Source organism: Rhizobium sp. NZLR1b, from assembly GCF_019685155.1.
Lineage (GTDB): Bacteria > Pseudomonadota > Alphaproteobacteria > Rhizobiales > Rhizobiaceae > Rhizobium.
In genome coordinates this window covers 244,644-270,268 of sequence record NZ_JABDWC010000001.1, presented here as the reverse complement: position 1 = coordinate 270,268, position 25,625 = coordinate 244,644, and the positions used below count along the sequence as shown (strand labels likewise).

General features: G+C 59.3%; 25 protein-coding genes. 18 read left to right on the top strand and 7 right to left on the bottom strand.

From position 1 onward, the window contains the following. Positions 1-209: 209 nt before the first annotated feature. From tnpA to tnpC, 3 genes are all read left to right on the top strand, one after another. Positions 210-596, top strand: coding sequence for an IS66-like element accessory protein TnpA (gene tnpA / locus HJB84_RS01270; RefSeq protein WP_221115047.1), 387 nt, complete (start codon positions 210-212; stop codon positions 594-596). Next, complete coding sequence (gene tnpB, locus HJB84_RS01265) at positions 593-946, top strand: IS66 family insertion sequence element accessory protein TnpB (RefSeq protein ID WP_221115046.1); 354 nt, start codon at positions 593-595, stop codon at positions 944-946. Before tnpA ends, tnpB begins: the two co-directional genes overlap by 4 nt. Positions 947-1,014: 68 nt before the next feature. After that, positions 1,015-2,559: an IS66 family transposase gene (gene tnpC / locus HJB84_RS01260; RefSeq protein WP_221115045.1), complete on the top strand. Its 1,545-nt coding sequence runs from the start codon at positions 1,015-1,017 to the stop codon at positions 2,557-2,559. A gap of 76 nt (positions 2,560-2,635) precedes the next feature. Here the strand turns inward: tnpC and HJB84_RS01255 are convergent, their stop codons facing one another. After that, the gene (locus HJB84_RS01255; RefSeq protein ID WP_221115044.1) at positions 2,636-3,517 is read right to left on the bottom strand and encodes an SDR family NAD(P)-dependent oxidoreductase; all 882 of its coding nucleotides are present in this window, start codon (positions 3,515-3,517) and stop codon (positions 2,636-2,638) included. 125 nt (positions 3,518-3,642) lie between these two features. On the opposite strand from HJB84_RS01255, the gene HJB84_RS01250 reads away from it, so the two are divergent. The 13 genes from HJB84_RS01250 to HJB84_RS01190 all read left to right on the top strand — a co-directional run bounded on the left by HJB84_RS01250 (position 3,643) and on the right by HJB84_RS01190 (position 16,771). Continuing rightward, the gene (locus HJB84_RS01250; protein WP_221115043.1) at positions 3,643-4,356 is read left to right on the top strand and encodes an HXXEE domain-containing protein; all 714 of its coding nucleotides are present in this window, start codon (positions 3,643-3,645) and stop codon (positions 4,354-4,356) included. Beyond that, positions 4,353-5,003 carry a TetR/AcrR family transcriptional regulator gene (locus tag HJB84_RS01245; protein ID WP_221115042.1) on the top strand — a complete coding sequence of 217 codons (651 nt, stop codon included), beginning with the start codon at positions 4,353-4,355 and terminating at the stop codon, positions 5,001-5,003. Before HJB84_RS01250 ends, HJB84_RS01245 begins: the two co-directional genes overlap by 4 nt. After that, entirely contained in the window at positions 5,000-5,611 is a 612-nt protein-coding gene (locus tag HJB84_RS01240; RefSeq protein WP_221115041.1) for an HXXEE domain-containing protein, read from the top strand. Before HJB84_RS01245 ends, HJB84_RS01240 begins: the two co-directional genes overlap by 4 nt. A 240-nt stretch (positions 5,612-5,851) precedes the next feature. Then, complete coding sequence (locus tag HJB84_RS01235) at positions 5,852-6,622, top strand: alpha/beta fold hydrolase (protein WP_221115040.1); 771 nt, start codon at positions 5,852-5,854, stop codon at positions 6,620-6,622. Positions 6,623-7,191: 569 nt separating this feature from the next. After that, positions 7,192-8,385 (top strand): plasmid partitioning protein RepA, encoded by a 1,194-nt coding sequence (gene repA / locus HJB84_RS01230; RefSeq protein ID WP_221115039.1) that lies wholly within the window; start codon positions 7,192-7,194, stop codon positions 8,383-8,385. A 3-nt stretch (positions 8,386-8,388) separates the two neighbouring features. Beyond that, complete coding sequence (repB, locus tag HJB84_RS01225) at positions 8,389-9,390, top strand: plasmid partitioning protein RepB (RefSeq protein ID WP_221115038.1); 1,002 nt, start codon at positions 8,389-8,391, stop codon at positions 9,388-9,390. 154 nt (positions 9,391-9,544) lie between these two features. Further along, positions 9,545-10,849 (top strand): plasmid replication protein RepC, encoded by a 1,305-nt coding sequence (repC, locus tag HJB84_RS01220; RefSeq protein WP_221115037.1) that lies wholly within the window; start codon positions 9,545-9,547, stop codon positions 10,847-10,849. A gap of 104 nt (positions 10,850-10,953) precedes the next feature. Continuing rightward, positions 10,954-11,838 (top strand): dihydrodipicolinate synthase family protein, encoded by an 885-nt coding sequence (locus tag HJB84_RS01215; protein ID WP_221115036.1) that lies wholly within the window; start codon positions 10,954-10,956, stop codon positions 11,836-11,838. 7 nt (positions 11,839-11,845) lie between these two features. Continuing rightward, the gene (locus HJB84_RS01210) at positions 11,846-12,523 is read left to right on the top strand and encodes a GntR family transcriptional regulator (protein ID WP_204330037.1); all 678 of its coding nucleotides are present in this window, start codon (positions 11,846-11,848) and stop codon (positions 12,521-12,523) included. Between the two features lie 56 nt (positions 12,524-12,579). After that, positions 12,580-13,908, top strand: coding sequence for an ABC transporter substrate-binding protein (locus tag HJB84_RS01205; RefSeq protein WP_221115035.1), 1,329 nt, complete (start codon positions 12,580-12,582; stop codon positions 13,906-13,908). Continuing rightward, the gene (locus HJB84_RS01200) at positions 13,908-14,849 is read left to right on the top strand and encodes a carbohydrate ABC transporter permease (protein ID WP_207584780.1); all 942 of its coding nucleotides are present in this window, start codon (positions 13,908-13,910) and stop codon (positions 14,847-14,849) included. The genes HJB84_RS01205 and HJB84_RS01200 overlap by 1 nt, the downstream gene beginning before the upstream one ends. Then, positions 14,849-15,664, top strand: a complete 816-nt coding sequence (locus HJB84_RS01195; protein ID WP_221115034.1) for a carbohydrate ABC transporter permease — start codon at positions 14,849-14,851, stop codon at positions 15,662-15,664. The genes HJB84_RS01200 and HJB84_RS01195 overlap by 1 nt, the downstream gene beginning before the upstream one ends. 120 nt (positions 15,665-15,784) lie before the next feature. Beyond that, the gene (locus HJB84_RS01190; protein WP_221115170.1) at positions 15,785-16,771 is read left to right on the top strand and encodes a sugar kinase; all 987 of its coding nucleotides are present in this window, start codon (positions 15,785-15,787) and stop codon (positions 16,769-16,771) included. 36 nt (positions 16,772-16,807) lie between these two features. On the opposite strand, the gene HJB84_RS01185 is transcribed toward HJB84_RS01190, so the two are convergent. The 3 genes from HJB84_RS01185 to HJB84_RS01175 form a co-directional block, all read right to left on the bottom strand. Further along, positions 16,808-17,653, bottom strand: coding sequence for a carbohydrate ABC transporter permease (locus HJB84_RS01185; RefSeq protein WP_207584782.1), 846 nt, complete (start codon positions 17,651-17,653; stop codon positions 16,808-16,810). Positions 17,654-17,658: 5 nt separating this feature from the next. Then, positions 17,659-18,597 carry a carbohydrate ABC transporter permease gene (locus HJB84_RS01180; RefSeq protein ID WP_207584783.1) on the bottom strand — a complete coding sequence of 313 codons (939 nt, stop codon included), beginning with the start codon at positions 18,595-18,597 and terminating at the stop codon, positions 17,659-17,661. A 153-nt stretch (positions 18,598-18,750) separates the two neighbouring features. Further along, positions 18,751-19,998, bottom strand: a complete 1,248-nt coding sequence (locus HJB84_RS01175; RefSeq protein ID WP_207584784.1) for a sugar ABC transporter substrate-binding protein — start codon at positions 19,996-19,998, stop codon at positions 18,751-18,753. Positions 19,999-20,524: 526 nt separating this feature from the next. On the opposite strand from HJB84_RS01175, the gene HJB84_RS01170 reads away from it, so the two are divergent. Then, on the top strand, positions 20,525-21,559 hold the full coding sequence (locus HJB84_RS01170) for a LacI family DNA-binding transcriptional regulator (RefSeq protein ID WP_207584785.1): 1,035 nt from the start codon (positions 20,525-20,527) through the stop codon (positions 21,557-21,559). 7 nt (positions 21,560-21,566) lie between these two features. On the opposite strand, the gene HJB84_RS01165 is transcribed toward HJB84_RS01170, so the two are convergent. Both HJB84_RS01165 and HJB84_RS01160 read right to left on the bottom strand, forming a co-directional pair. Further along, the gene (locus tag HJB84_RS01165) at positions 21,567-22,502 is read right to left on the bottom strand and encodes an alpha/beta hydrolase (protein ID WP_207584786.1); all 936 of its coding nucleotides are present in this window, start codon (positions 22,500-22,502) and stop codon (positions 21,567-21,569) included. Next, on the bottom strand, positions 22,499-23,647 hold the full coding sequence (locus tag HJB84_RS01160; protein ID WP_221115033.1) for a Gfo/Idh/MocA family protein: 1,149 nt from the start codon (positions 23,645-23,647) through the stop codon (positions 22,499-22,501). The genes HJB84_RS01165 and HJB84_RS01160 overlap by 4 nt, the downstream gene beginning before the upstream one ends. Positions 23,648-23,918: 271 nt before the next feature. On the opposite strand from HJB84_RS01160, the gene HJB84_RS01155 reads away from it, so the two are divergent. Further along, the gene (locus HJB84_RS01155) at positions 23,919-24,737 is read left to right on the top strand and encodes a sugar phosphate isomerase/epimerase (RefSeq protein WP_207584788.1); all 819 of its coding nucleotides are present in this window, start codon (positions 23,919-23,921) and stop codon (positions 24,735-24,737) included. A 92-nt stretch (positions 24,738-24,829) separates the two neighbouring features. Here HJB84_RS01155 and HJB84_RS01150 read toward each other — a convergent pair whose 3' ends face one another. Further along, the gene (locus HJB84_RS01150; protein ID WP_221115169.1) at positions 24,830-25,591 is read right to left on the bottom strand and encodes a DeoR/GlpR family DNA-binding transcription regulator; all 762 of its coding nucleotides are present in this window, start codon (positions 25,589-25,591) and stop codon (positions 24,830-24,832) included. Between the last annotated feature and the right edge of the window lie 34 nt (positions 25,592-25,625).

The window sequence follows — 25,625 nt, the reverse complement described above, 5'->3', positions numbered from 1 at the left end:
TTCGCCTGTAGAGAAATTCACGCCGAAATCCGTTGAGACCCTGAACCTCGTACCGACCTCGGCTATCGCTGCGCGACCGTCTTTGGAGGTTTCCTATCGACCGGAGTTGACGTTACTTCGTGAACAGTAACCGGTGTTCTGCTCCCACATTGTCATCGCCGCCCTGATCTGTGATCGCCTATCCATGGACGAGCAACGGGAGTTTCTCCATGGAGACTACATTGGAGGTTCTCACGACCAGGAAGTCTGGACGTGAGGTTCACCGGCACTGGCCGGACGAGGTGAAGGCGCAGATCGTTTCGGAGAGCCTTCGGCCCGGCGCGATGGTCGATGAGGTCGCAGAGCGTCACGGCCTGAAGCCGAACCACCTCTCGACTTGGCGAACGATGGCGCGGCAGGGAAAGCTTGTACTACCTGCACCGGAGGATGCGGTAGAGTTCGCAGCGGTGATCATCGATCCGCCCGCTTCGGAGCCGCCGATCAAAAGAGCCAGTCGCCCCGAGGTCATCGTTGGCGGTGTCACGATCCGTCTGGAAGAAGGCGCGTCTGCCGCCCGGATCGCCGCTGTCGCGCGTGCATGCGCGGTTCCGGCATGATCTTTCCATCGAACCGGGTTCGGATCATGGTGGCGACCAAGCCTGTCGACTTCCGTAAAGGCCACGATGGGCTGGCGGCGCTGGTAAAGAACGAGCTGCATAAGGACCCATTCACAGGAGCAGTCTTCATATTCCGGTCACGCAAGGCCGACCGGTTGAAGCTGATCTACTGGGATGGCACCGGTCTGGTGATGGCTTACAAGCGGCTCGAAGAACACACCTTCACCTGGCCAGATATCCGGGACGGTCTGATGACCTTGGGGCATGCTCAGTTCGAGGCGCTGTTTGCCGGGCTCGACTGGCGTCGGGTCCGTTCTGTGGAATCGAGAGCGCCGGAAGCCATCGAATAGGTGCGTCACGATGACTCGGGCGGCAAATTCCAACGGCGAAGTGAAGCTGGCTTTGATAGACTTCGACCATGTTGGACGCCGCCGATCTTCCTGACAATGTCGCTGCCCTGAAGGCGATGCTGATCGCGGCTCAGGCGCGTGAAGTTCGCAAGGATGACCGGATCGAGCGACTGGAGAAGCTGGTCGCCGCTTTCAAGCAGGCTGCCTTCGGCCGCAGGTCCGAGAAGGCCGATCCCGAGCAATTCGATCTCGCATTGGAAGACCTGGAAACAGCCATAGCGGCCATCCATGCCGAAGATGAATCCGATAGCCCCTCGGGCAAACCAAGCCCCAAACCTCGCGCCGCCAATCGTGGCTCTCTTCCCGCACACCTTCCTCGTGTCGAAGAGACCATCGAACCGGAGGGCTTGATCTGCACCTGTGGCGGCGGCCTGCATTGCATCGGGGAGGACGTGTCCGAACGGCTGGATGTCATCCCTGCGCAGTTCCGTGTCATCGTCACCCGCCGCCCCAAATATGCCTGTCGCACCTGCACCGACGGTGTTGCCCAAGCTCCTGCGCCCGCTAGACTGATCCACGCCGGATTGCCGACCGAAGCAACCATCGCGCATGTGCTGGTCTCCAAATATGCCGACCATCTGCCGCTCTACCGGCAGGCCCAGATCATGGGCCGCCAGGGTCTCGATCTTGACCGTTCGACACTCGCCGATTGGGTCGGCCGGGCGGCATTCGAACTTCGTCCGGTTTTCGATGCTCTGATCGCCGATTTGAAGCGTTCGACGAAGCTGTTCATGGACGAGACCCGTGCACCGGTGCTCGATCCAGGCTCCCGCAAAACAAAGACCGGATACTTCTGGGCGCTGGCTCGTGACGGCCGACCATGGTGCGGCGGTGCTCCACCTGCAGTAGCCTTCACCTATGCTCCCGGTCGCGGTGGGCAGCATGCCGAACGGATATTGCATGGGTTCACGGGCATCCTTCAAGTGGGTGGCTACGCCGGATATAATCGGCTGATCGCGCCGGACCGTGTTGGTCCCGACATCCGGCTGGCCTACTGTTGGGCGCACGCTCGGCGGAAGTTGGTCGAGATCACCCGCACTGGCCCAGCGCCTATTGCCGAGGAAGGCGTGAAGCGGATCGGCGAACTCTATCGCATCGAAGCCGAGCTGCGCGGTCTCAACCCCGACGCACGTCTGACTGGAAGGCAGACACGGTCAGCGCTGTTGATCGCTAACATGCGGACCTGGCTGAGCCAACATCGTGCCCGTGTCGCTGGCAAGTCGCCGCTTGGCGAGGCGCTCGCCTACATCGCCAAATACTGGGATGGCCTGTGCGTGTTCCTGACCGACGGCCGCGTCGAGATCGACAACAACAGCGTCGAAAGAACGATCCGACCGATAGCGCTAAACCGCAAGAACGCTCTGTTTGCTGGCCATGACGCTGGGGCGGAGAACTGGGCGACCATCGCCTCGCTGGTCGAGACGTGCAAGCTCAATGATGTCGATCCATTCACATATCTGAGCGCTACGCTCACTGCCATCGTAGAGGGTCACAGGCAGAGGCACATCGAAGAACTTCTGCCGTGGAACTATCGGGCGGAACAACACATATAAAGAAGGCCATCATGAACCAGTGTCCAAGCGTTCGCAGAGAAGCTCCACCAGTTATGCTCTCCGAGAACCCTTGGTTTCATCGAAGAGTTTGCGCTCCATCGACGGTCAGAGAGGTTCCGTTCACATAGCTCGCCAGATCAGACGCCATGAACAGTACGGCCTTGGCAAGGTCGTCAGGATACCCGGTTCGGCCGAGCGGCATGTTGCCCAAATGCTCGGCCAAGCCGCCCTTCTGCAGCAATTCCTGTTGCTTGGCGAGCGTCAGCGGAGCGTCGGTCGGCGCATCCGAAAACGGTGCCTTGGTCGCGCTATTCTGCATCATGGCAATCCGCTCGGCGGTCATCGTTGCACCCGGAATGACCGCGTTGACCTGAATACCGTGTGGCCCGAGTTCCACCGCCATCGATTGCGTTACTGCCATCAGTCCGGATTTCGCCGCGCCGTAGGGGGCGAGGAAGCCGGTGGGTTTGAATATCTCTGTCGAGAGCACATTGATGATGCGTCCGCCATGACCGGCCTGGATCATTTCGAGTGCCGCCAACTTGGAGAGAAAGAACGGACCCTTCAGATCAGTATCGACGGTCTGATCCCAAATCTCCTCAGTCATTTCGACCGAAAGGCGCGGTGGGAAGACGGCGGCGTTGTTGACCAGAATATCGACGCCGCCGAGCTTGCTGACCGTAAAATCGATCACACGCTTCGCGTCTTCCATTTTGCTGGCGTCGGCCTGCAAACCGATGGCACGCCCGCCGAAGGCCGACACCTTTTCCTCGATCTTGGTGAGGGCTTCCTGGCCTCGCGCCGTTACGACGACTTCGGCACCCGCCTGGGCGAGCCTCAGCACGATGGCTTCGCCAATCCCGCGCGTTCCACCCGTGATAATGGCACGGCGGCCTTTCAGGGAAAGCAGGTCTTCAAACGGGGTAGATTCAGGTATGGCGAAAACAGGAGTGGTCATAGCTTGTTCCTTTGCGGATGGCGATGAACGATCAGTTCTCGTAATTGACTTCAGAGTCATTTATGCTCTCTTCAAGTCAAATCGTCAATGCAAGGCCCGTTTGTAGCATCGAGACAGGAGTTCACATGCCCTTTGGATGGTTCGATATGAACTGGCCGTGGATCGGGCTATTCATTGCAGCGATCCTCCTCGTGGTGCTGTTCGGGACTGATGCGCTACGCGGCGAAAGAAGCGTGTCGCGTTGGCGTGATCCCCGATGGCTGGCCTGGCTTGCTCCCGCCGGGTACATGCTCCACCAGACGGAGGAGTATGGCGTCGACATGCTCGGGCAGTTCTTCGCATTTCCTAATCTCGTCTGCGCGACATTCGGGCAACCGCCCTATCCGGACTGTGCTTACCCTCCGTCCCTGTACGTCGCGATCAACATTCCGGTGATCTGGATCGCAGGCCTGATCTGCGCGTTGCTGAGCCGCCTGTATCCGCTTGTCGGCCTCGGCCTCTACGGTGTCCACTTCGTCAATGCGTTGTCCCATATCGGCATGTTTGCAGCGACGGGCGACTACAATCCAGGCGTCCTCACGGCGTTCGTCGTGCTGCTTCCGCTGTCTGTCTGGGTCGCCTTCGCCACCTGGAAGAACCCGCTCATCGGAAGATCTGGCATCGCTACCATCTTTCTGGCCGGGCTACTGGTGAACGGCGTGTTGGCTGCATCATTGGTGGCTTTCTCGCGGGGCCTGATCTCGGGCGACACGCTGATCGGCATTCAACTGTTCAACTTCCTGTGGTCGCCACTCATTCCATGGCTAAAGGACTGGCATTCGCAGCAGGGTCGCCGATGACAGACGCGAAACCAAAGTGGAACCGCCGTAAAGACGCTCGACCTTCCGAGATCGTCGATGCTGCGATGGCGCTGTTTGCGGAAAACGGGTTTGCCAACACCAAACTCGACGACGTGGCACGGCGGGCGGGCGTCGCGAAAGGCACGCTGTATCGCTACTTCGATACCAAGGAGGCCCTGTTTCGTGCAGTTGTCCAACACCTGCTCACCAACCATCTTGAAGTGGTCGAGAAAGCTGGCAAGGCCTTCGAAGGGTCGCTCGCCGAATTCGTGCCGATGCTGCTCAAACGGGCCGCTCAAAGCCTGGGCGATGATCGTCTGCCCGGTCTGGCCCGCGTGATGCTTGCCGAAGGCCGTGCCTTCCCCGATCTGGCCGCCGTCTGGCATGATGAACTGGCGGCACGAATGCTCGATCTCATTGCAGGCATGGTCGCCAAAGCGCAGGACAGAGGCGAAGTGAGGCCGGGCGATCCAAGGCTGTATGCCTTTTCGATAATCGGCCCGATCTCGGTGGCACTCCTCTATCACGAGGCGTTCGGTTCGAGGGCCAATGCGCCCGATCTTGAAGCCCTCGCCAGCCAACACGCGGAAACGATCCTGCGCGGCATGGCCGCATCAATTCCCGACCAGAAGGAACCCACGCCATGATCCGATTCATTCTCGAACGAAATCTCTACGTCATGGCCGCGCTCGGCGTCGGCGTGGCAATCTATGTCGGCGTGAACTGGGAGGCACTAACCGTCCTTCAGAGAATGTCCGGCCTGTTCTTCATCGGACTGGTCATGCACCTGTGGGAAGAAGGGCGGTTTCCCGGCGGTTTCGTGGAACTGATCACCGAGCATCTCCACTTCACGGCCAGCAGCCGCTGGTTTGGAGAAGTCGTCACGGCCGCCTACGTGCTGGTCATCGCCTTTGTGCCACTGTTCTTTCCGAATGTCCCGTTTCTCGCAATGTCCGCGATGATGCTCGGCATCATGGAAGTGGTGATGCATACGGCTATGATCAGAATGTTTCGGATGAAGCACTTCTATTCGCCCGGCTTGGTCACGGCAGCCTTCGTACTGTTTCCGATCTCTCTTTACACCTTCATTTACGTGATCCAGCACGACCTTATGCGCCCGCTCTGGTGGCTGTTTTCGTTCCTTTACATGCTGTTTGGTCTCATGATTGCGCAACAGGTCGTTATCCGTGCGAGCGGCGTTAAGTACGCGGACTTTCTGAAGACCGTTCGAGCGGCCATCATGACTCGACGATGACCGCAACCGGCGCACATTTGTCGCGTCCTTCAACGCCATCGACCTCCGGAGTAACTCCCGTTGCTAATCCATAGAGTCGATCACGGATTAGGGCAGCCAGCGCAATGTGGCATCGGAACGCCGGTTACCGTGAACACGAGGCAAAGGCAATTTCAAATCAAAGTGAATATGGAATTTAGGGCTTGCCTTTGTGGATGGTTGTGCATAATTTAATCGTACACGATACAAAGGAGTTTGATGATGGTGAAGATGTTTGTCGCCGCCGCCGCAATGACCGTAGCTGGCCTTTTGCATGCCAACGCGGCCGAAAAGCCGACGGTTGTACTTGTTCATGGCGCATTTGCCGATGCCTCCAGTTGGAATGGCGTGATCACACGTCTGGAAAAGGATGGATATCCGGTGGTGGCGGTCGCTAATCCGCTTCGAAGCGTCACGTCCGATGGCGATTATGTGCGCAAAGTGGTCGCCGGATTGAAGACCGACGTTGTTCTCGTCGGTCACTCCTACGGTGGCGTAGTCATCAACGAGGCAGCAGCACACAGCGCGAACGTTAAATCGCTGGTCTTCGTCGCGGCCTTCGCGCCCGATGTTGGAGAAACGGCGCTCGCGCTTTCAGGTAAGTTTCCAGGAAGCACGCTCGCACCCACCCTTGCCGAACCGGTGCTGTTGGATGGTGGAGTAAAGGATCTGTACATCAAGCAGGGCGAGTTTCACGATCAATTCGCCGCAGATGTATCTAAGGCGGAGGGCAAGCTGATGGCCGCAACGCAGCGTCCGATCACGGATAAGGCTCTTGGCGAGGCTTCAACTTCGGCGACCTGGAAGAATATCCCTTCCTGGTTCGTTTACGGCGATGCGGATAAAAACATACCGCCGGCAGCGCTTGCATGGATGGCGGAAAGAGCGGGCTCCAAAGAGACGGTTGTGGTTAAAGGTGCGTCCCACGTCGTAATGGTTTCTCATCCCGATAAAGTAGCGAAGGTCATCGAAGACGCTGCGTCCAACAAATAAGCGGTACGGTCCCGCGGCCGGATCAACATTGGTCCGGTCGTGGTGTGACAAAAGCTTGATTGCAGAACGATAGCCATCGAACATGCCGCCTCCAGCGTTATTCGTTGCATTCTCCCCCGGTTCGTCGACCGCCCCGCGCAATGGTGAGCATAGTCTCGCCCATGGCGCGGGGCATTTGCCGACGATATTGCCTCATGTAGGCTTGGCCGCGGTCTGTGCGGAACGGATGATTTCCATCGGGCGACCGGCCAGGCGCCAGCGGACGCTACACGATTTCCGGCTATCGTCTCGACCCGACCGACGCGAGGTTTTCCGCCCGCTGGCTTCTCCGGGTCAAATTCGATGAATTCATGTGCATAACGACGGCATTGGCCTTGCTCTTCTGCGCTCGGGTGGGCGCAAATTCCGCCGATTGGTCCGCCAAATCGCCAGCTTCCCGCGGCCGTTTCGCATGCCTCGACATGCCTTTTGGTTAAGCATTTGTAATTCAGTCACGAATCGCGGCATATAGTAACTGCGCAACTGGGGCGCTTTCGTTCAAAATTGCGCAGTTATTTGGGAAACAGATCATGCAGCCGAGTCTTGCTCTTCAGGACGATCAAGAGCATCTCCCTTCGCTTCTGGCAACAGATGCGAAGGAGTTGTCCTATCAACTTCAGCAGCATCAGGCAAAAATCTTCCCGCCGCTTTCCCAAAAGACCATCAGAACATTTTCGCCGGCGGAAGCTGCGTCCTTTATCGGCATCGGCGAAGGTTATCTCCGGCAGGTGGCTGCCGATGGCCATGGCCCCGATCCGCTGGCCAACGGACGGCGGCTCTATAGCGCAACGGATATGGATCGGATTCGCCGGGTTCTTGACGAGCGAAACGGAACGCCGAAATATGTGCCGGCCCGCAGGCCGGGAGAGAAGCTCCAGATCGTCTCCGTCATGAATTTCAAAGGCGGCTCGGGCAAGACTACGACCGCAGCCCATTTGGCGCAGTTCATGGCGCTCAGGGGTTACCGCGTGCTCGCCGTCGACCTCGACCCGCAGGCCTCGTTGTCGGCTCTTTTCGGCCATCAGCCGGAATTCGACGTCGGTGAGGGCGAAACCATATACGGCGCCATCCGCTATGAGGATCCGCGCCCAATCGCCGACATCGTGCGCGCCACCTATACGCCCAATCTGCATCTCATTCCAGGAAATCTCGAGCTGATGGAGTTCGAGCACGAGACGCCGAAGGCGATGTCGTCGGGTAAAGCGGAGACGATGTTCTTCGCCCGCATTGGCGAGGTCCTGACCGAGATCGAAAGTCTTTACGACGTCGTCGTCATCGACTGCCCGCCGCAGCTGGGGTTCTTGACGATGTCGGCGCTCTGCGCAGCGACCTCGGTGTTGATCACGGTCCATCCGCAGATGCTCGACGTCATGTCGATGTCGCAGTTTCTGACGATGACGAGCGAGCTGATGTCGGTCGTGGAGAAGGCCGGCGGGCGCACCAGCTATGACTGGATGCGCTATCTCGTGACGCGCTTCGAGCCGAACGACGGGCCGCAGAGCCAGATGACTGGCTTCATGCGGGCGATCTTCGGTAACCGAATGCTCCACAACGCCATGGTGAAGTCGACAGCAGTCGCCGACGCTGGCGTCACCAAGCAGACCCTTTACGAGGTCGAGCGGTCGCAGTTCACCCGCGGAACCTATGATCGGGCGCTGGAGTCCCTCAACTTGGTGAATAGCGAGATCGAGGCGCATCTTCGCTCCACCTGGGGAAGGAAATAGTCGATGGCGCGCAAGAACCTCATCGAAATCTCTGCTCCGAGCCCGGCTAGGGTGGAAATGGTCCTACCGCGCGACAATCGCCCGATCGCCGGGTTCGTGCCGCAGGAGCGCAGCGCGGCGCCAGTCGGCGGCATTACCAAGACGCTGGGCAATATTACGGAGAAAATGGAGCGGGCGAGTGAACTGGAACGGCAGCTTGCCGCCGGCCAGACCATCGTCGAGCTCGATCCCGCCCTGATCGACGCCTCCTTCGTCAGCGATCGATTGGCGATCGACGCGACGGAACTCGCGCAGCTTGTCGAGCAGATCCGCGAGCACGGTCAGCAGGTTCCGATCCTCATCCGTCCGCATCCCGAAACCAAGGGACGGTATCAGGTTGCCTACGGCCATCGTCGTCTGGCCGCCACTCGAGTAATCGGCATCAGGGTGCGCGCTGTCATCCGCGAGCTCACGGACGGTCAACTGGTCGTCAGCCAGGGGCAGGAAAACAGCGCTCGAACCAATCTTTCCTACATCGAGCGCGCGCTCTTCGCATCGAGGCTCGAAGAACGGAGCTTCGGCCGCGATGTGATCATGGCGGCTCTCGCCGTCGATAAGGCGGCGCTGTCGAGAATGCTGATCGTCATACGGCAGGTTCCCCTTGATCTCGTCAATGCCATCGGCGCGGCGCCCGATATCGGTCGTCGGCGGTGGTTGGAGCTGGGCGAGCGGCTTGAAGGTGCCGACATCGAGAAAATCATCGCCGAGTTGTCCGCGGACGACGCTCGAAAAATCTCGAGCGACGAGCGGTTTCACCGGGCGCTCGTGCTGGCTACCAGACGGACGGCGTCGGCGAAACCGACGATTGCCCAAACCCAGCTTAGCGGCGTGCCGGTGATGATCAAAACGACAGCGTCCGGTGCGACCTTCGTCTTTGACGGCAAGACCGCACCCGGTTTCGATCAGTTCGTCCAGGAAAGGCTGAAGGGCCTGTTCCAGGAGTTCAACAAGGACAGAGGAGCGTAGCGCGCAAAAGAAAAAGGCCCCCAACGACGCCGTCGTGGAAGCCCTTCTCAGATCTTAAGCACATCGAGAATCGCATTTCCACGAATCACAGTCAAGCGTCTTAGGCACCAAATTGGTGGATGGTTTTCTTTTGCCTGAACGAAGGTGAAGGCAAATGGAGAGTGGATATGTGACGACGCCCTTTGGGCGGCGGCCGATGTCACTTGGCATGCTGGCAAGCCAGCAACTGGCCGAGACCATCGAGCCGGGAATGAAACGCAGCAAGTGGAAGCTGTTTCGGGCAATCTGCGAGGCGCGGCCGTCGCTCGGCGTGACCGATCGAGCGCTGACGGTGCTCGACGCGCTTTTGACCTTTTACCCCGATGATGAAATCTCTGAGGAGAAGGGCCTGATCGTCTTCCCGTCGAATGCGCAGCTTTCGCTCCGCGCTCGCGGAATGACGCCGGCGACGCTGCGGCGGCATCTGGCGGTTCTGGTCGAGTCCGGCCTGATCCTGCGCAAGGACAGCCCGAATGGAAAGCGCTATGCCCGCCGCGACGGGGCAGGGGCCATCGGCGAAGCCTTCGGCTTCAGTATCGCGCCGCTGCTCGCACGCGCGGCCGAGATCGAAAGCCTGGCCGCCCAGACGGTCGCCGACCGGGAACTGCTGAGAGCGACCCGAGAGCGCCTGACGGTTTGCCGACGTGATATCTCCAAACTGATTTCGGTGGCGCTCGACGAAGCGATTCCGGGCGACTGGGAGACGATGACGCTGATGTTTCGCGCACTTGTCGCGAGAATTCCGCGCGTGGCGACAGTCGAAAGCCTGGCTTCTGTGCTCGACGAGATGGGCCTCTTGCGTGACGAAGCCGTCAACCTGCTGGAAAGGCATGTAAAAAGACAAAAAACAGACGCCAATGAGTCTCACATTGAGCGTCACAAACAGAATTCAAACCCCAACTCCAACTATGAACTTGAACCAAGCTTCGAACCGAAGCAGGGCGAAAGCGCTGTGGCCGATAACGAGCCGAACGCCGGACCGCCTGACGAGCGAAGACTGGAGCAGCCGAAGCTTTCCGGCAGGATGAGCAACGGAGCGGGAGGCGCGGCCGATCCGGTGGCCGCGCCGAGCCTGAAATCCTTCCCGCTCGGCCTCGTTCTGCAAGCCTGCCCTCAAATCCTTGACTATGGTCCCGGCGGAGCCATCGGCAACTGGCGAGATCTGATGTCGGCGGCGGTGATCGTACGCTCGATGCTCGGCGTCAGTCCCTCGGCCTATGAGGAAGCCTGCTTAGGCATGGGGCCGGAAAATGCCGCGACGGTGATTGCCTGCATCCTGGAGAAGGGAGGGCATATCAATTCTCCTGGGGGTTATCTCAGGAATCTGACCCGAAGGACAGAGCGGGGCGAGTTTGCAATCGGCCCGATGCTGATGGCGCTCGTGCGGGCAAGCGGAGCAACAGCAAGGCATGTTGGATGAGGGAACGGGAGCGGCAATCGCATAACGATTGAGGATGCAATCACCTCTTTACAACTAACATGTCACTCTGCTACGTCTAGCCTCAATCATTGGAGGAAGCATATTTGACCCAGAAATTTGGGCTGTCAGTCGCTCTCGCCACGCCGTTCGGCAACAATGGCGATATCGCCATCGATGTTATGATCGAGCAGGCAAAGCGAAGCCTCGCTGCCGGATGCTCGAGCGTAACGCTGTTCGGAACGACGGGTGAAGGTTCGTCCATCGGAACGCAGGAACGTGAACGTGTTCTGGCTTCCATGATCGAGAGTGGGATAGAAGCGAGCAAAATCCTCGTCGGCGTGCTGGTCGACGCCGCCGAGGATGCGGCGTCGCAGGCAGGTCGTGCGCTTTCCAAGGGGGTTCGCAACATTCTGCTTGCTCCCCCTTCCTATTTCAAGAACGTCAGTGACGACGGCCTGTTCCAGTGGTTTTCGGCTGTGTTCGCCACCCTCGGCGTCAAGGCGCGAGACATTATCGTCTACAACATCCCCTCGGTCACCATGGTTCCGCTGACCGTATCGCTGATCGGCCGGCTGCGGGCAGCCTTTCCCGATGTCGTCATAGGCGTCAAGGACTCCTCCGGCGACTGGCCTTTTACGGAAACACTGTTGAAAGCGCATGGCGATCTCGTCATCCTGGTGGGGGACGAACGTCATCTGGCGAAGGGCGTGCGGCTTGGCGGCCAGGGTGCAATCTCGGGCATGGCGAATTTCGTACCGCGCGAAGTCAAGCTGATGGCGGAGGAAGGCAAGGATGATTCCCGCATCGAGGACTTCGTCGCCGAACTGCTGAAATTTCCGGTGACGGCTGCCGTAAAGGTCATGGTCGCGCAACTGACGTCGGATGATATATGGCTTGCTGTTCGTCCGCCGCTCGTTTCAATATCCGCGGAAGGGCAGGCGGAACTCGCTCTCGCTTTCGATGGTCTTTTCCGCTCGAAGGCGGCATAGGGCAAAGATGTTTCTGGGAGAGGCGATGGACGGCACAGACGAGCAGCCGACACTCCGGGAAAAGGCGTATGAGAGCTTCACGCGCCACCTTCTTGCGCGTGATGTGCGCCCCGGTCAGTTCGTTTCGCAGCGCCGCCTCGTCGAGTTGACAGGACTGACACTTGGCGCCATCCGAGAGCTCATTCCGAGGCTGGAAGCCGAAGGGCTGATCAAGACTGTGCCTCAGCGCGGCTTACAGATCGCCCATATCGACCTTAATCTCATTCGCGAGGCGTTCCAGCTGCGCGTTTTCCTGGAGAAGGAAGCTGTTGCGCTTTTCACCCGCTCTGCATCTGACGAGACGGTCGCCAGACTTTTGAAGCAGCATCGCGATATCGCCGATGCCATTCGCGGCGGCGATGGATCGCACGAATTGGAACTGCACGCGCAGGCCGTCGATTGGGGCATGCACGACGCTTTTATCGATGCCTTGGGAAATACCATCATTTCGAACGCCTACCGGGTAAACTCGATCAAGATGCGCCTGATCAGTCAGGATCGTTTTCGCATCGACGGTCACGTCGGACCTGTCATGGGTGAGCACCTGAAGGTGCTCGAGGCGATCGAACGACGATCGGCGGAGGACGCCGTCAACAGCCTTGTCGCACATATCAATCATGCAAGAGATCGTGCGCTCAGGATATAATCGGAAAATAAGCAGCCGGGGGTGAGGAGATCGCCGGCAAGAGGAGGAGCAATCAAATGTCATCGTTTTTGAATCCGACGAGGCGCGGCTTTCTGGCGGGGACCGCCGCTTTTGGAGCCAGCAGCATGCTCGGCATGCGGTCGGCATCCGCTGCCGTTGATTGGAAGCGCTTTGCCGGGACGACACTCGAAGTCAACCTGGTCAAGAGCCCGCGCAGCGAGACGCTCGTCAAATACCTGTCCGAGTTCGAGGAACTCACCGGCATCAAGGTCAATGCCGAAGCGACGCCCGAACAACAGCAGCGCCAGAAGACGACCATCGAGCTCAGCTCGGGCAAGCCGAGCTTCGACGTCGTCCACATGAGCTACCATGTGCAGAAGCGGCAATTTGAAAAGGGCGGCTGGCTTGCCGATATCAGCGGCTTTCTCAAGGATTCGTCCCTGACCGATCCGTCGCTCACGGAAAGCGATTTCGCCGAAGCCGGCCTGACCTTCGCCAAGGATTCTGGCGGCGTTCTGCGCTCGCTTCCGTTCTCTGTCGATTACTGGATCATCTACTGGAACAAGGCGCTGTTCGAGAAGAAGGGGCTGTCCTATCCGACGACGTTCGAAGAACTGGTAAGTGCGGCCCAAGCACTCACCGATCCGTCGACCAATACCTACGGCTTCGTCGCCCGCGGCCTGAAGAACGCCAATACGCCGGTCTGGACGTCGCTGCTGCTCGGCTATGGTTCGAGCCCGCTCGGCCCCGATGGCAAGCTGCGCACGACATCGCCAGAAGCGATCGACGCAGCCAAGCTTTACCAGAAACTAATGACCAAGACCGCCCCTCCCGGCGTCTCCGGCTTCAACTGGGCCGAGGCGCAGTCGGCCTTCCTGCAGGGCAAGATCGGCATGTGGCTGGACGGCGTCGGTTTTGCTCCGCCGATCGAGAATCCGGAAAAGTCGCGTGTCGTCGGCCAGGTCGGTTACGGTGTGATGCCGAAAGGCCCGAAAGCACAGGCCGCAGGCACATTCGGCGACGGCCTTGGTGTCGTTGCGGCAAGCAAGAACAAGGAAGCAGCCTACCTCTTCTGCCAATGGGCGATTTCCCACGACATGGGCGCACGCCTGCTGCAGGCCGGTGCCGGCGTTCCTTTCCGCCAGTCGATCCTTGCGGATGCCAAGGTTCGCGAAGGTGTCAAGATGCCGGCCGCATGGCTTGATGCGGTTGCGGGTTCCGGCAAGATCTCGCAGCTCGCGCTGCCGGTGATCATTCCGGTCACCGAGTTCCGCGACATCTATGGCGTCGGTCTTACCAACATGATCGGCGGCGGCGATCCAGAGACCGAACTCAAGGCCGCGACGGCACAGTTCGAACCCGTCCTGGCGAAGAGCGAGGGATAATGGCCTCGGCAAGCATCGAAACGGCCGCAGCGGCCAAGGCCGCCTCGAAGGGAAGGAGCAACGCTGGTCGCGTTGCTCCCAACTACTGGCCCTTCGTCATTCCGGCGCTGATCGTCATTGCGGCCGTCATCGTTTTTCCATGGGTGTTTACCCTTTGGATGAGCGTCAACAGCTGGACGCTTGGCCAGTCCCAGGTCTTTGCAGGACTGGACAATTACGCCCGCCTGGCCGTGGACATGCGCTTCTGGGAGTCGCTCTGGCATACGGTGCTCTACACGACGCTCTCGGTGGTGGCGCCGCTCTTTCTAGGGACGCTCGCCGCGTTGATTTTCGATACGCAATTTCCGCTCCGCGGTCTTCTGCGCGGTATATTCGTGATGCCGATGATGGCGACGCCCGTCGCCATCGCTCTCGTCTGGACCATGATGTTCCACCCGCAGCTCGGCGTCCTCAATTATCTTCTATCCTTGATCGGCATCGGCCCTCAGGAGTGGATCTATAATCAGACCAGCGTCATCCCTTCGTTGGTGCTGGTCGAGACATGGCAATGGACGCCGCTTATCATGCTGATCGTGCTCGGCGGTCTGGCGGCGGTTCCGCGCGAGCCCTATGAAAGCGCCGAAATCGACGGAGCCAATGTCTGGCAGAAATTCCGCTATCTAACCCTGCCGATGATCGCGCCTTTCCTGATGATTGCGGTGATCATCCGCAGCATCGATGCGGTGAAAAGTTTCGATATCATCTATGCCATGACCCAGGGCGGGCCGGGCACGGCGTCGGAAACGATCAATATCTATCTCTACAACACAGCTTTCGCCTATTACGACATCGGCTATGGCTCGGCCATGGCAGTTGTCTTCTTCATCCTCATCGTCCTGCTGTCCTTCGTCCTTTTGATGCTCCGGCAGCGTGCGAACTGGTCTGACGGGGAGGCACGCTGATGAAGCGCAGAACGCTCGATCGTATCGGACTGCTGTTTGTTGCCCTTGTGATGATATCGCCGGTCGTCCTGTTCTTCCTCTGGATGATCTCGCTGTCGCTGAAATATGAAATCGACAGCGGTGCCTATCCGCCGATCTTCATTCCTGAGCGTTTCGCTTGGTCGAACTATCTGAAGGTCTTCGAGGAGAACAACTTCTTCCTGTATCTGTGGAATTCGGTGGTGGTGACAGGTGCCGCCACGCTTCTGGCACTGCTGATCGGCGTGCCGGCCGGATATGGCATCGCGCGCCTGAAGGCCGAGAAGTCGGCGATGGTCATCATGATCGCGCGTATGACGCCCGGCCTTTCCTTCCTGATTCCGCTCTTCCTGCTCTTCCAATGGCTGAACCTGCTCGGCACGCTCCTGCCGCAGATCATCATCCATCTCGTCGTCACAGTGCCGATCGTCGTATGGATCATGATCGGTTATTTCGAGACGACGCCGATGGAACTGGAAGAGGCCGCCAGCATCGATGGCGCCACACCCTGGCAGATTTTCCGCTTGGTCGCTTTGCCGATCGCCAAACCCGGCATTGTCGTCGCCTTCATCCTGTCGGTCATCTTCTCCTGGAACAACTTCGTCTTCGGTATCGTGCTCGCCAGTCGCGAGACCCGCACGCTGCCGGTCGCGGTCTACAACATGCTTTCGTTCGAACAGGTCAGTTGGGGGCCGCTTGCGGCGGCGGCGCTGATCGTCACTTTGCCCGTGCTGATATTGACGGTGTTTGCGCAACGACAGATCGTGGCTGGGCTGACGGCCGGAGCCGTCAAGTGAGCCGGTGAGACGACGGTTTTGGCGACTTCTTCTGCTTTCGCCTGCCTGCTTGACCAGGATGATTTTAGGCCGGTCGGCCTAGAATCTGAATCCTATTCTAAATTAAAGAGTTAGAGCATGATGTCGTCCGAAAACCGCTCGCACTTTTCGGCATCACGCTCGGGTCCGGCGCGCAGCGTTTTATGTGTCGGCGCTGCGGTGCTCGACACGCTGTTTCGTGTGCGCTCGTTGCCGACCGGCCAGGGCAAAATTCTCCCCTACGATATGCTGCAGATCGCCGAGGGTATGGCGTCGAGCGCGGCCTTTGCGGTCGCCCGGCTGGGTGGCAATGCCAACCTCTGGGGTGCTGTTGGCGATGATGCCACCGGCGAACGCATCATTGCGGAGCTCAGCGATAGCGGAGTAGATACGAGCGGTATGGTTCGTGTGGTAGGCGCCCGCTCGGCGGTCTCGACGATCCTTGTCGATGATCAGGGCGAGCGGCTGATTGTGCCCTTCTACGATGCCGGGCTGCACGAGACGGTCAAACCGGTGACAAAACACGACGTGTCTGCTTTCGATGCTGTGCTCGTCGACGTCCGCTGGCCGAAGCTTGCGCTGCGGACGCTGTTCGCAGCCAGAGAGGCCGGCAGGCCAGCCATTCTCGATGGCGACGTTGCGGGCGATGGCGTAATCGAGATGCTTGCACCGGCGGCCAGTCACATCGTGTTTTCACAGCCGGCCGCCGAGCGCCTTACCGGAACTGCGGAGACGGCGAAGGCCGTTGGCCTCCTGAAGCGAAAGTTCGAGCAGGCCTTCATCAGCGTCACATCAGGGGAAAACGGCTCCTTCTGGTTCGATGACCAAACCGGCGAGATTTTCCATCTGGCGGCTCCGAAGGTGAGGGCCGTCGATACGCTCGCAGCAGGCGATATCTTCCATGGCGCTTTCGCTCTGGCGATCGCAGAAGGCGTGCCGATCGCCGAGACGATGCGCTTGTCGTCGATGGCGGCGGCGCTGAAATGCCAGGTGTTCGGCGGACGCATCGGTGCACCAACCAGAGCCGAGGTCTGCGATGCCCTCCGCGGTTGGGGCGTCGAGCGGCAATCGTGCGGGCAGGTAGATTAAAAAAGCGATCCGCCCGCGGTATGAGTTTGCGCTCCCTCAGCTTTTGACCGAACCGGCGGTCATGCCCGCCAGGAAGTAGCGTTGAGCAACCAGGTAAAGCACCAGGAGGGGAAGGGAGCCGAGCACGCTCATTGCCATCATTTCATTCCATTCGAAAGCATGCTGGCCCATCAGCAGCTGGATGCCGATCGGAACGGTTCTGAGATTCATCGATTTTGTCAGCGTCAGTGCGAAGAGGAATTCATTCCACGCCAGCAGAAAAGTGTAGACCGCCGTAGCAACAATCCCGGGGATGGAGACGGGCACGATGACGCGCCAAAGTGCCGTCCAGCTCGAACCGCCATCGACGAGAACGGCCTCGTCCAGCTCTTTCGGTAAGGTGTTGAGATAGCCCGTCATCAGCAGGACTGCGTAAGGCAGTGTAAAGACCATATAGGTGAGGATCAGTGCCAGATATGTGTCGAAGATCCTGAAGGCGACTACCATTCCGAAATAGGGGATCAGAAGGGTGATGGGCGGAACGGTCTGCGTGCTGATGATGAAGATGTTCAAGGTATTCTTGAAGCGGAAGGAATAGCGGCTGAAGCCGTAAGCAGTCAGGATAGCGATGACGAGGGTGAGGCAGGTGACGACGCCGGCGACGAAGTAGCTGTTGATGAAGAACCGCACCTTCACCGGATCGTTGAAGATCGTCAGATAGGCGGCCAGGGTAAAATCCTTCGGCAAAAGCCGCGGCGGAAGAGCGAAGATTTCGGTATTCGATTTCAGTGAACTGAAAAACATCCAGACGATCGGGAAGGTCGAAAAGACCAGGCCGATCGCCAGTCCGAGATAGGTCAGGATGGTCGGCAGTGCCGAGTTCTTGAAGGAACGCTTTGCCATGACGGTCACCTTCGCTGCTGGTGTTTGATGTAGAAGTAGGTGACGCTCATCGAAATGATGAGGATGATCATTGCACTCGCCGAAGCCAGCGAAAATTCATATTGGGAGAAGGCGAGCTTGTAGGTGAAGGTGGATAGCACTTCCGTCGAATAGATCGGACCGCCGCCCGTCGTCATCCAGACGAGCGGAAAAACCTGCATCGTCCAGATAAAATCGAGAAGCGCGATGCTGATGATGATCGGCATCAGTTGCGGGATGGTGATGTACCAGAATTTTTCCAGTTCGTTGGCACCATCGATCCCGGCTGCCTCGTAAAGCTCCTTCGAAATGCCTTGGAGACCGGCAAGCAGGCTGACCATATAAAGCGGATAACCCGCCCAGATGTTTGCAAAGGTCAAGGCGTGAATGGCGGTGCGGGTCGAGGAAAACCACTCGACCTTGAAATTGATGATGTGGAGCGCCATCAGCACGCTGTTGACGACGCCGTTCGGATCGAGCAGCAAACGCCAGATGATGGCGATGATCACGGCGGTGAACAGCCAGGGCAGGATGAAGAGCACACGCAGGACGCTCCGAATAAGCGGATCGACGCGGTTGGTGTTCAACAGCAGCGCGAAAGCCAAGCCGATGATGAAGTGGAAGACGACGCTCATGATCGTGAAATACATCGTCTGGGCGACCGACTGCCAGAACACCGGATTTTCGAAGATGGTCAGGTAATTCTGGACCCCTGCGAACGCAGCGTCCTTTTTCATGATGGCGCCGTCCATCAATGAATATTTGAAGACCATCACCATGGGGAACAGCATCAGCAGAACCAGCAGCAGGGTGGCCGGCGACACGTAGAAATACGGCACCAGCTTCCTCAAGGTGCTGTAACGAAGTCTTCCTTTCCTTCGCGCTTTGACTTGCGCAGCGACCAGAGCCGGAGCGGAATGATTCATGAGCTGTGACTTCCCATTATGCGAAGATTTGACGACTTTCACCGGCAGCGCCAGGTCGCTCTGCCGGTGATCTCGTGAAAGCGACGTGCTTTAGTCCTTTGTTTTATGCATGTCGTTATCCCGGAACCGCCGCGCACTTCCGGGCGACATGCATTAGAACTTCGCGAGCCAGACCTTCTCGGTATTGGCAGCCGCATCCTTGGCCGACTGGCCGCCGTCGAACATCTTTTGAACTTCGACGTTCATGTCCCGCATCAGCTCTTCGGCTACCGGAAGGCCGACGAATTCGTTGGCAGGATAGCCGCTCTGGAAGATTTTAAAAGCTTCCGCGAAGATCGGGTCCGATGCCACGAAGTCCGGTTTGGCATGGACGTTGCCGGGGAAGGCGTTGGCAATCGAGACCAGACGGCCATTGACGTCGGGGCTCATCAGATATTCCACAAGCTTCCAGGCTTCTTCCTTGTGCTTGCTGCCGTCGCTGATGCCGATGCCCCAGGACGCATAGGGCATGCCGCGTTTGCCGGTGTAGCCGTCGGTTGCGGGCAGGGCCGAGATGCCGAACTTGAGCTTCGGATTGCGCTCGCGGATAAGGTTCACATGTGCGAGGGAATCGACCATCATGCCGACGCGGCCATTGACGAATTCCTCGACCTTGTCCTGTTCCTTCTTGGCGAAAATGCCGGGAGAAATAACGCCTTCCTTGTTGAGGGAAGCAAGATAGTCGAGCGTGCCGACGACGGCGTCATTTTCAAGATCGGGCTTGCCGTCCTTCATCATCGAGGCGCCGGAGGCCCAGACCCAGGACATCACGTCATTCTGGATTCCGCTCGGGGACTGCAGCGATAGCGGCAGAACCCAACCATACTGGTTCTTCGAGCCGTCGGTCATCTTCTTGGCGGCTTCGGCGAATTCCGTGCGCGTGGTCGGCAATTTGTCGACGCCAGACGCCTTGGCGATATCCAGGTTGACGAAGACCGGGTAGACGAAGGAAGCCAGCGGGAACATCACGCTCTTGCCATCGACCTTGACGATATCGGTGATCTGGCTCTTGTCGTATTTCGCCTTCTCCATCAGTTCGTCCATGGAGGCGATCGCGCCCTGCTTGGCGAGCCCGTTGACCCAGGCGCCATCCAGGCCGACGACGTCGCTGAGGGTTCCGGAGGCGGCGCCGACGACGATCTGGTCACGCGTCGTGGCATAGGGGCCGCTAACCAGCGTCACCTTGATGCCGGGGTTTGCCGCCTCAAAATCGTTCATGATGCCGCGCAGGGCCCCGGACGGCATTTCCGGTTCCCACCATTGAATAAATTCGATGGTGGTGTCGGCAAATGCCGATGTGGCGCAAAGCGCCCATACAGCCACGGCAGCCCGCATCGTCATGCTGAATTTTCTAATATTCATCTGTGCCTCCCATAGATTTCAGTTAATCGATCCTCCTCAAGACCGTAGACAAAGTAGGTTCCCTGAGGCACCTATCTGTCAACGAAGAACTGCGATCGAGAAAGGATGAGAGACCTGCGTTGGCGGCGAATAACAGGATAAGTAACTGACAAGACAGGATAAAATCTACCGTTGGAATCAATTCTTTTTTCAAGCATTTGTGTTGCTTGTGACTCATTTTTTCTTTACTTTCGTAAACAAATGAAAGTTTGCTCAACAAGACGAAACATGGGAAGTGCGTCATCTTCACTGCGAAATTTTCCGATTTGCGGCCTGAAACAAGCGTTTTTGCAGCCACGAGGCGCAGCCGCTGCAAATCGCAGGTGGAGGGAATATTTCGGTTTTCGAAAGGGAGCCGAGTCTGCAATTCCGGGCGCCAAAAACGCTCTGTACAAATTGCCCCATGCGTGATTTGGCGCGTCAGTGGATTTGCCGTTGATGCGAAATCATTTTGATCCGGCGCCTCGTCCCGCCGATAAGGAACTGAATGGCCAAGAAAAGTTATAAATCGATGGACGATTTCGCGACCGCCTCCGGCGTATCGCGTCCGACGCTGTCGAAATATTTCGATGATCCCTCGCAGATCAAGGAGGTGACCCGCAAGCGTATCGAGGCGGCCCTCAAGAAGTCGAATTTCGAGCCGAACCTTTTCGCGCGGCACCTCAATCGCAAGCGGACCAGAAATATCGGGATCCTGGTCCCGACCATGTCGGATCCCTTTTATGTGCAGGTCGTGTCGCTGATCGAGCTGGAGTTGCGCGAAAAAGGCTTCTGGCCGGTCCAGATCTCTTCGCACACGCGGCCGGAGCTGGAGGCCGAGGCGGTGCGGACATTGCTCTCGCTGAAGGTTGCAGGTGCGATCGTGGCGCCGCTCGGAGCCGGCTTGCGCCGCTCCGCGCTGGAAAGACTGAAGGACGCAATCCCCGTCGTCTGCTTCGACAATCCGGCCAGCGGCGACCTTCCTTATGTCGGCAACGACAACGCACAAAGCATGGCAGCCATCGTGCAATATCTCTGCCGGTCCGGTGAGCCGCCGATATTCCTGGAAATTCCGCATCTGACGGAAAACGCCGGCGAGCGGCAGGCGAGCTACCGCGCGACCATGGCAAGGGAAGGGCATTCACCGCTGGTCATCGATTGTGACGCACCACCGTCCTGGGAGTTCGAGCGTCTCGGATACGAGCAGATGCAGAGAATTCTTGCGCGTGGCGGCCTGCCCGGCAAAACACTGCTCTGCGCCAACGACCGCTTCGCTTTCGGCGCCATGGCGGCCGCATTCGCTTCCGGCCTGAAAATCGGGCGCAACGACGGTTGCGACGTGCGCATCGCCGGGCACGACGATCATCCGCTGAGCCGATATACCTGTCCGTCGCTGACGACGATGGCCCAGAACGCGCCGGAGATCGCAGCGAAATCCGTGGAGCTTTTGCTGTCTCATATCGAAAGCGAGGACGAGGGGACGACCCCTTCGATAAAGAGGGTCATCCTGGAAGCAACACTGGTGATGCGCGACTCGGCTTGAGGCGGGCTCAACGCGTGAGCGCCGGGTCCATGGTGCGCCATGCCGTTGCAATGGCTTCAAGAGCCTCTTGCGCCTCCGGAATGGCCCGGCGCTTCGAGACGAAGCCATGGATCTGTCCAGGCCAGGTGTGGCTTGTGGCCTGGGCTTCGGAGCTCAGCCGCTCGGTATAGAGGGCCCCTTCGTCAAACAGCACGTCGTGGCCGGCAAGGATCACGACGGCGGGCGCCACGCCCGCCAGTGACGCGGCGCGAAGCGGCGAGGCCCGCCAGTCGGACCGGCTAGCAGGGTCCGGCAGATAGTGGTCCCGGAACCATCGCATCGCCGCTGACGTCAGGCCGAAACCCTCATCGTAACGCAAGTAGCTGTCGGTTGCCTGCAACTGGTCGGTCACCGGATAGATCAGCACCTGACCGATGACAGCCGGCACCTGTCCGTCGCGTGCCAGCAGAGCGATGACGGCGGCGAGATTTCCGCCGGCGCTGTCGCCGCCAACGACAATTCGCGCCGGATCGATGCCGAGTGCAGCAGCCTGATCCGTCATCCAGACGAGCGCGGCTGCGCAGTCTTCGATCGCCGCCGGAAAGGGATGTTCCGGGGCGAGGCGGTAGTCGGGCGAAACCACGACGGCGCCAGCGATATTGGCAAGCGTCCGGCAAATGTCCTCATGGGTTTCCGGCGCGCCGATCACAAAGCCGCCACCATGGATATAAAGCAAGGCGGGAGCCCGCTCGCGCGGCGTTGTGCGGCCGCGCCATATCTTCAGCCGGATGGCGCCGGCATGCCTTTCCAGTATCTCGGCCACATCCTCGAGCGGCCACTGGATGTCTGCGAAACCGTCCAGATATTGTTGCCGCGCCAGCGCCGGCGTGCAGCTTTCCACAGGCTCCTGCGGATCGCCCGGCCACGCAAGTGCGCGTTTTGCGGATTCATCCAGTTGTGTCATGCAAGCAGGCTCCGTGCTTCGTCTTCCCGCAATTCCCTTGGCTGGGCAACAGTACCTGGAATGGTCTGCGCGACACCGGTTTCACCTGCCCGGAGGGTTGCTTCCATGACATCTAGCACATGCAGCGCGAGATCGCCTGAAGCGCGCGGCGTACGGCCTTCGATGATGGCGCGGGCAAGATCGGCAAGACCAAGCATGCGATAGTTGGCGCGGTCCGGTGCTGCGATCGGCCAATTGGCCGCACCGAAGAGTTCGCCTGATGTATCGGTTTCCTGCCAGGGCGCGCCACGACTGGAGAGCGCGACACGGCCGCTGAAATTATCAGGGTCGGGCAGGCGTAGCGATCCTTCGGTGCCGTGCAGCTCAATGGGGTGGTTGGAGTGGCGGAAGACGTCCCAGGAGGTGCCGAAGGTGACTGTGGCGCCGCAATCAAATTCCAGCAGCGAAAGCACGCTGGTCGGTGTTCCCACTTTGAACCTGGTGCCCTGCTTCGGCCCTTCGGCGGTGATGAGCCGCTCTTCCTGCCCGCTTGTGGCAACGGCCTGCACACGTCGGATCGGCCCCATCAGATTGACCATCATCGTGAGATAGTAGGGGCCCATATCCATGACCGGGCCGGCGCCGGCCTGATAGTAAAAGCTGGGGTCCGGATGCCAGTGCTCCATGCCGCGGCCCATCATGAAGGCTGTCCCCGTCACCAGCTTGCCGATGGCGCCGGCTTCCATCTGCCGCCGGGCATGACGTCCGGCTGCCCCGAGGAAGGTGTCCGGCGCCGAACCGAGCATGAGGCCCTTTTCGGCGGCCGCATCCACCAATCGGCGTCCTTCTGCGGCCGTGACGCCGAGCGGCTTCTCGGTAAAGACATGTTTGCCCGCCGACACCGCCCGCATCGAGACGTCGAAATGGGCAGCCGGGATCGTCAAGTTGAGGATCAGGTCGATGTTCTTATCGTCAATGAGGGCATCGACGTCGGCCGCCCGCAGGTTGAACTCAGCGGCGCGGCGCTTGGCGGCGTCTGCATTGAGATCGGCACAGGCGGTGATCTCGACGCCGCGAAACAGCGGCGCATTGCGCATATAGGCGAGCGAAATGTTGCCGCATCCCACAACGCCGATCTTGAGTTTCATTTCATTGGTCCCTTCCATCTAGACCTGACCTTGCCGTTGCGTGCTCACAGAGTTGAGGAATGCTATGTTTGACGCGCGAGATATAAATTATGTTGACGCACGCTAACATTTTCCCCTACGAAATGACAAGACGTTGGGAGGCGTCGCAACTCCCCGATGAAGAGGGTCTCGACCCTCTTGTTGAAGAATGCGTTTCGGCAATGCGGACACCAAGTGCCTCGATGATCGCCTCCGCGAAGGCGCCGGCTTCGATATCGGCTGTCACCAACGAATAGGTCAGGACCAAATTATGAACAATGCTGCGCTGAAAATCGGCTGCCAGACATTCACCTGGGAGATGCTGGGCAAGGGTTGGGGCGGGGGGCCGGATGATCTGGTGCGCGCCATCGCCGATGGCGGATATGCCGGTCTCGAAATCACCGACACGATGATCGGTCACTACGTGCTTAAGCCTGCCGACTTTGCCCGTACTTTGACAAACGCCGGTTTGACGCTGGTTTCCTTTGCCTTCGGCTCCGCCAGCGGCTTCACGGTGGCGGAAAAAATCGCTTCCGATCTGGAGACGGCGCGGCGCTGGGTGGATTTCGTGGCGAACTTTCCCGGTGCGATGGTGTCGATGGGATCGGCCACCGTCGTTTCGGATGGCCCGCGCGATGAGAAATTCGCCATCGCAGCGGAGTGCTACAATCGCGCGACCGAGATCGGACGGTCGGCCGGTGTCGCCGTTGCTGTCCACCCTTCCTCGCACCACAATACGCTTCTCTTCACCCGGAACGATTATGACCGCCTGTTTGTTCTCCTCGATCCACGGGTGGGTTGGGTGCCGGACACCGGCCATATTCTGCGCGGCGGCCAGCAGATCGACGAAACGCTTTCGGCCTACCGGGACCGTATCCGCTACGTGCATCTGAAGGATGTCGACGCCGGCGGGATCTGGGCGATGCTCGGCGAAGGCGTCTGCGACGTGCCCGCCGTGATCTCGGCCGTTCGGGATGCGCCGGAGTTCACCGGCTGGATCGTGGTGGAGGAAGAATCGGACCATGCCGGAACCGATCCGGCGGCGGCCGTTCGCGTGAACCGCGAGACGCTTCGACAGCTGGGGTTCTAACGCGCCTCGTTTCCCTTGGGGTCGACGAAAATCTTCCGCGCGCGACAATGCCTCTCCCGGCTCGCGGCTGAATTGGCGAGGCTGGCTGCCGGTCACGCGTAGCGCACCTCCACGCCGAGCTTGTCCAATCGGTGGCGAATGCTGTGCGGCATGTTGCTGTCCGTGATGATCAGATCGACGCGCGACAGCGAGAAGGCTTTGGAGGAGGCGCCGATGTCAAATTTGCTCGAATCCGCCACAAGTACGACACGCCGGGCCATGCGAACCAGGTTGCGCTTGGTCCGCGCAATATCTTCTGAGACATCGACGACGTCGAAGGCCTGATCGATCGCGTGAGCGCTGACAAAGGCCTGGTGGGCGACGAGACCGCCGACCGCCTTATCGGAGTCCGATACGATCGTGCTGACGGTGCTGGGAAACACCCGGCCGCCGATCATGTGCACGTCAAGTCCCGGCCGGTACATCAGGTGCTGCGCGATGTTCATCGCCGTCGTCGCGACCACGACGTTGTTGACCTGGGGCATCTGCATGGCCACCTGCAGCAACGTCGAACCGCTGTCGAAGACGATCGACTGGTTGTCGATGATCTGCCGCGCGGCCATCTGGGCGATGCGCCGCTTCGCATCGAAATTACGCTGCATGCGTTCCTCGAAGGCTGCGGCCGGCGAGTCGGACGGCAAAGCGATTGCCCCACCATGGGTTTTGATCAACTGCTTCTTTGCATCCATGATCTCGAGGTCGGAGCGGATCGTGACTTCCGAGACCTCGAAGAATACCGCGAGCTGGCGGGTGCGAGCCTGGCCGACCCGTTGAAGTTCCAGCATGATCTGCTGCCGCCTCTGTTCTGCAAGCATATGCGATCCCGACTGCCGCGCGCGCCGTTGCGAT

Bases quoted from the DNA above. Each gene is read 5' to 3' on its own strand.
- HJB84_RS01185 (WP_207584782.1), bottom strand. From the start codon at position 17,653: ATGGCAAAGCGTTCCTTCAAGAACTCGGCACTGCCGACCATCCTGACC.
- repC (WP_221115037.1), top strand. From the start codon at position 9,545: ATGGAGAGTGGATATGTGACGACGCCCTTTGGGCGGCGGCCGATGTCA.
- HJB84_RS01200 (WP_207584780.1), top strand. From the start codon at position 13,908: ATGGCCTCGGCAAGCATCGAAACGGCCGCAGCGGCCAAGGCCGCCTCG.
- tnpC (WP_221115045.1), top strand. From the start codon at position 1,015: ATGTTGGACGCCGCCGATCTTCCTGACAATGTCGCTGCCCTGAAGGCG.
- HJB84_RS01255 (WP_221115044.1), bottom strand. From the start codon at position 3,517: ATGACCACTCCTGTTTTCGCCATACCTGAATCTACCCCGTTTGAAGAC.
- HJB84_RS01170 (WP_207584785.1), top strand. From the start codon at position 20,525: ATGGCCAAGAAAAGTTATAAATCGATGGACGATTTCGCGACCGCCTCC.
- HJB84_RS01250 (WP_221115043.1), top strand. From the start codon at position 3,643: ATGCCCTTTGGATGGTTCGATATGAACTGGCCGTGGATCGGGCTATTC.
- HJB84_RS01195 (WP_221115034.1), top strand. From the start codon at position 14,849: ATGAAGCGCAGAACGCTCGATCGTATCGGACTGCTGTTTGTTGCCCTT.
- repA (WP_221115039.1), top strand. From the start codon at position 7,192: ATGCAGCCGAGTCTTGCTCTTCAGGACGATCAAGAGCATCTCCCTTCG.
- HJB84_RS01235 (WP_221115040.1), top strand. From the start codon at position 5,852: ATGGTGAAGATGTTTGTCGCCGCCGCCGCAATGACCGTAGCTGGCCTT.
- tnpA (WP_221115047.1), top strand. From the start codon at position 210: ATGGAGACTACATTGGAGGTTCTCACGACCAGGAAGTCTGGACGTGAG.
- HJB84_RS01165 (WP_207584786.1), bottom strand. From the start codon at position 22,502: ATGACACAACTGGATGAATCCGCAAAACGCGCACTTGCGTGGCCGGGC.
- HJB84_RS01210 (WP_204330037.1), top strand. From the start codon at position 11,846: ATGTTTCTGGGAGAGGCGATGGACGGCACAGACGAGCAGCCGACACTC.
- HJB84_RS01155 (WP_207584788.1), top strand. From the start codon at position 23,919: ATGAACAATGCTGCGCTGAAAATCGGCTGCCAGACATTCACCTGGGAG.
- repB (WP_221115038.1), top strand. From the start codon at position 8,389: ATGGCGCGCAAGAACCTCATCGAAATCTCTGCTCCGAGCCCGGCTAGG.
- tnpB (WP_221115046.1), top strand. From the start codon at position 593: ATGATCTTTCCATCGAACCGGGTTCGGATCATGGTGGCGACCAAGCCT.
- HJB84_RS01245 (WP_221115042.1), top strand. From the start codon at position 4,353: ATGACAGACGCGAAACCAAAGTGGAACCGCCGTAAAGACGCTCGACCT.
- HJB84_RS01150 (WP_221115169.1), bottom strand. From the start codon at position 25,591: ATGCTTGCAGAACAGAGGCGGCAGCAGATCATGCTGGAACTTCAACGG.
- HJB84_RS01175 (WP_207584784.1), bottom strand. From the start codon at position 19,998: ATGAATATTAGAAAATTCAGCATGACGATGCGGGCTGCCGTGGCTGTA.
- HJB84_RS01240 (WP_221115041.1), top strand. From the start codon at position 5,000: ATGATCCGATTCATTCTCGAACGAAATCTCTACGTCATGGCCGCGCTC.
- HJB84_RS01205 (WP_221115035.1), top strand. From the start codon at position 12,580: ATGTCATCGTTTTTGAATCCGACGAGGCGCGGCTTTCTGGCGGGGACC.
- HJB84_RS01190 (WP_221115170.1), top strand. From the start codon at position 15,785: ATGTCGTCCGAAAACCGCTCGCACTTTTCGGCATCACGCTCGGGTCCG.
- HJB84_RS01180 (WP_207584783.1), bottom strand. From the start codon at position 18,597: ATGAATCATTCCGCTCCGGCTCTGGTCGCTGCGCAAGTCAAAGCGCGA.
- HJB84_RS01160 (WP_221115033.1), bottom strand. From the start codon at position 23,647: ATGGAAGGGACCAATGAAATGAAACTCAAGATCGGCGTTGTGGGATGC.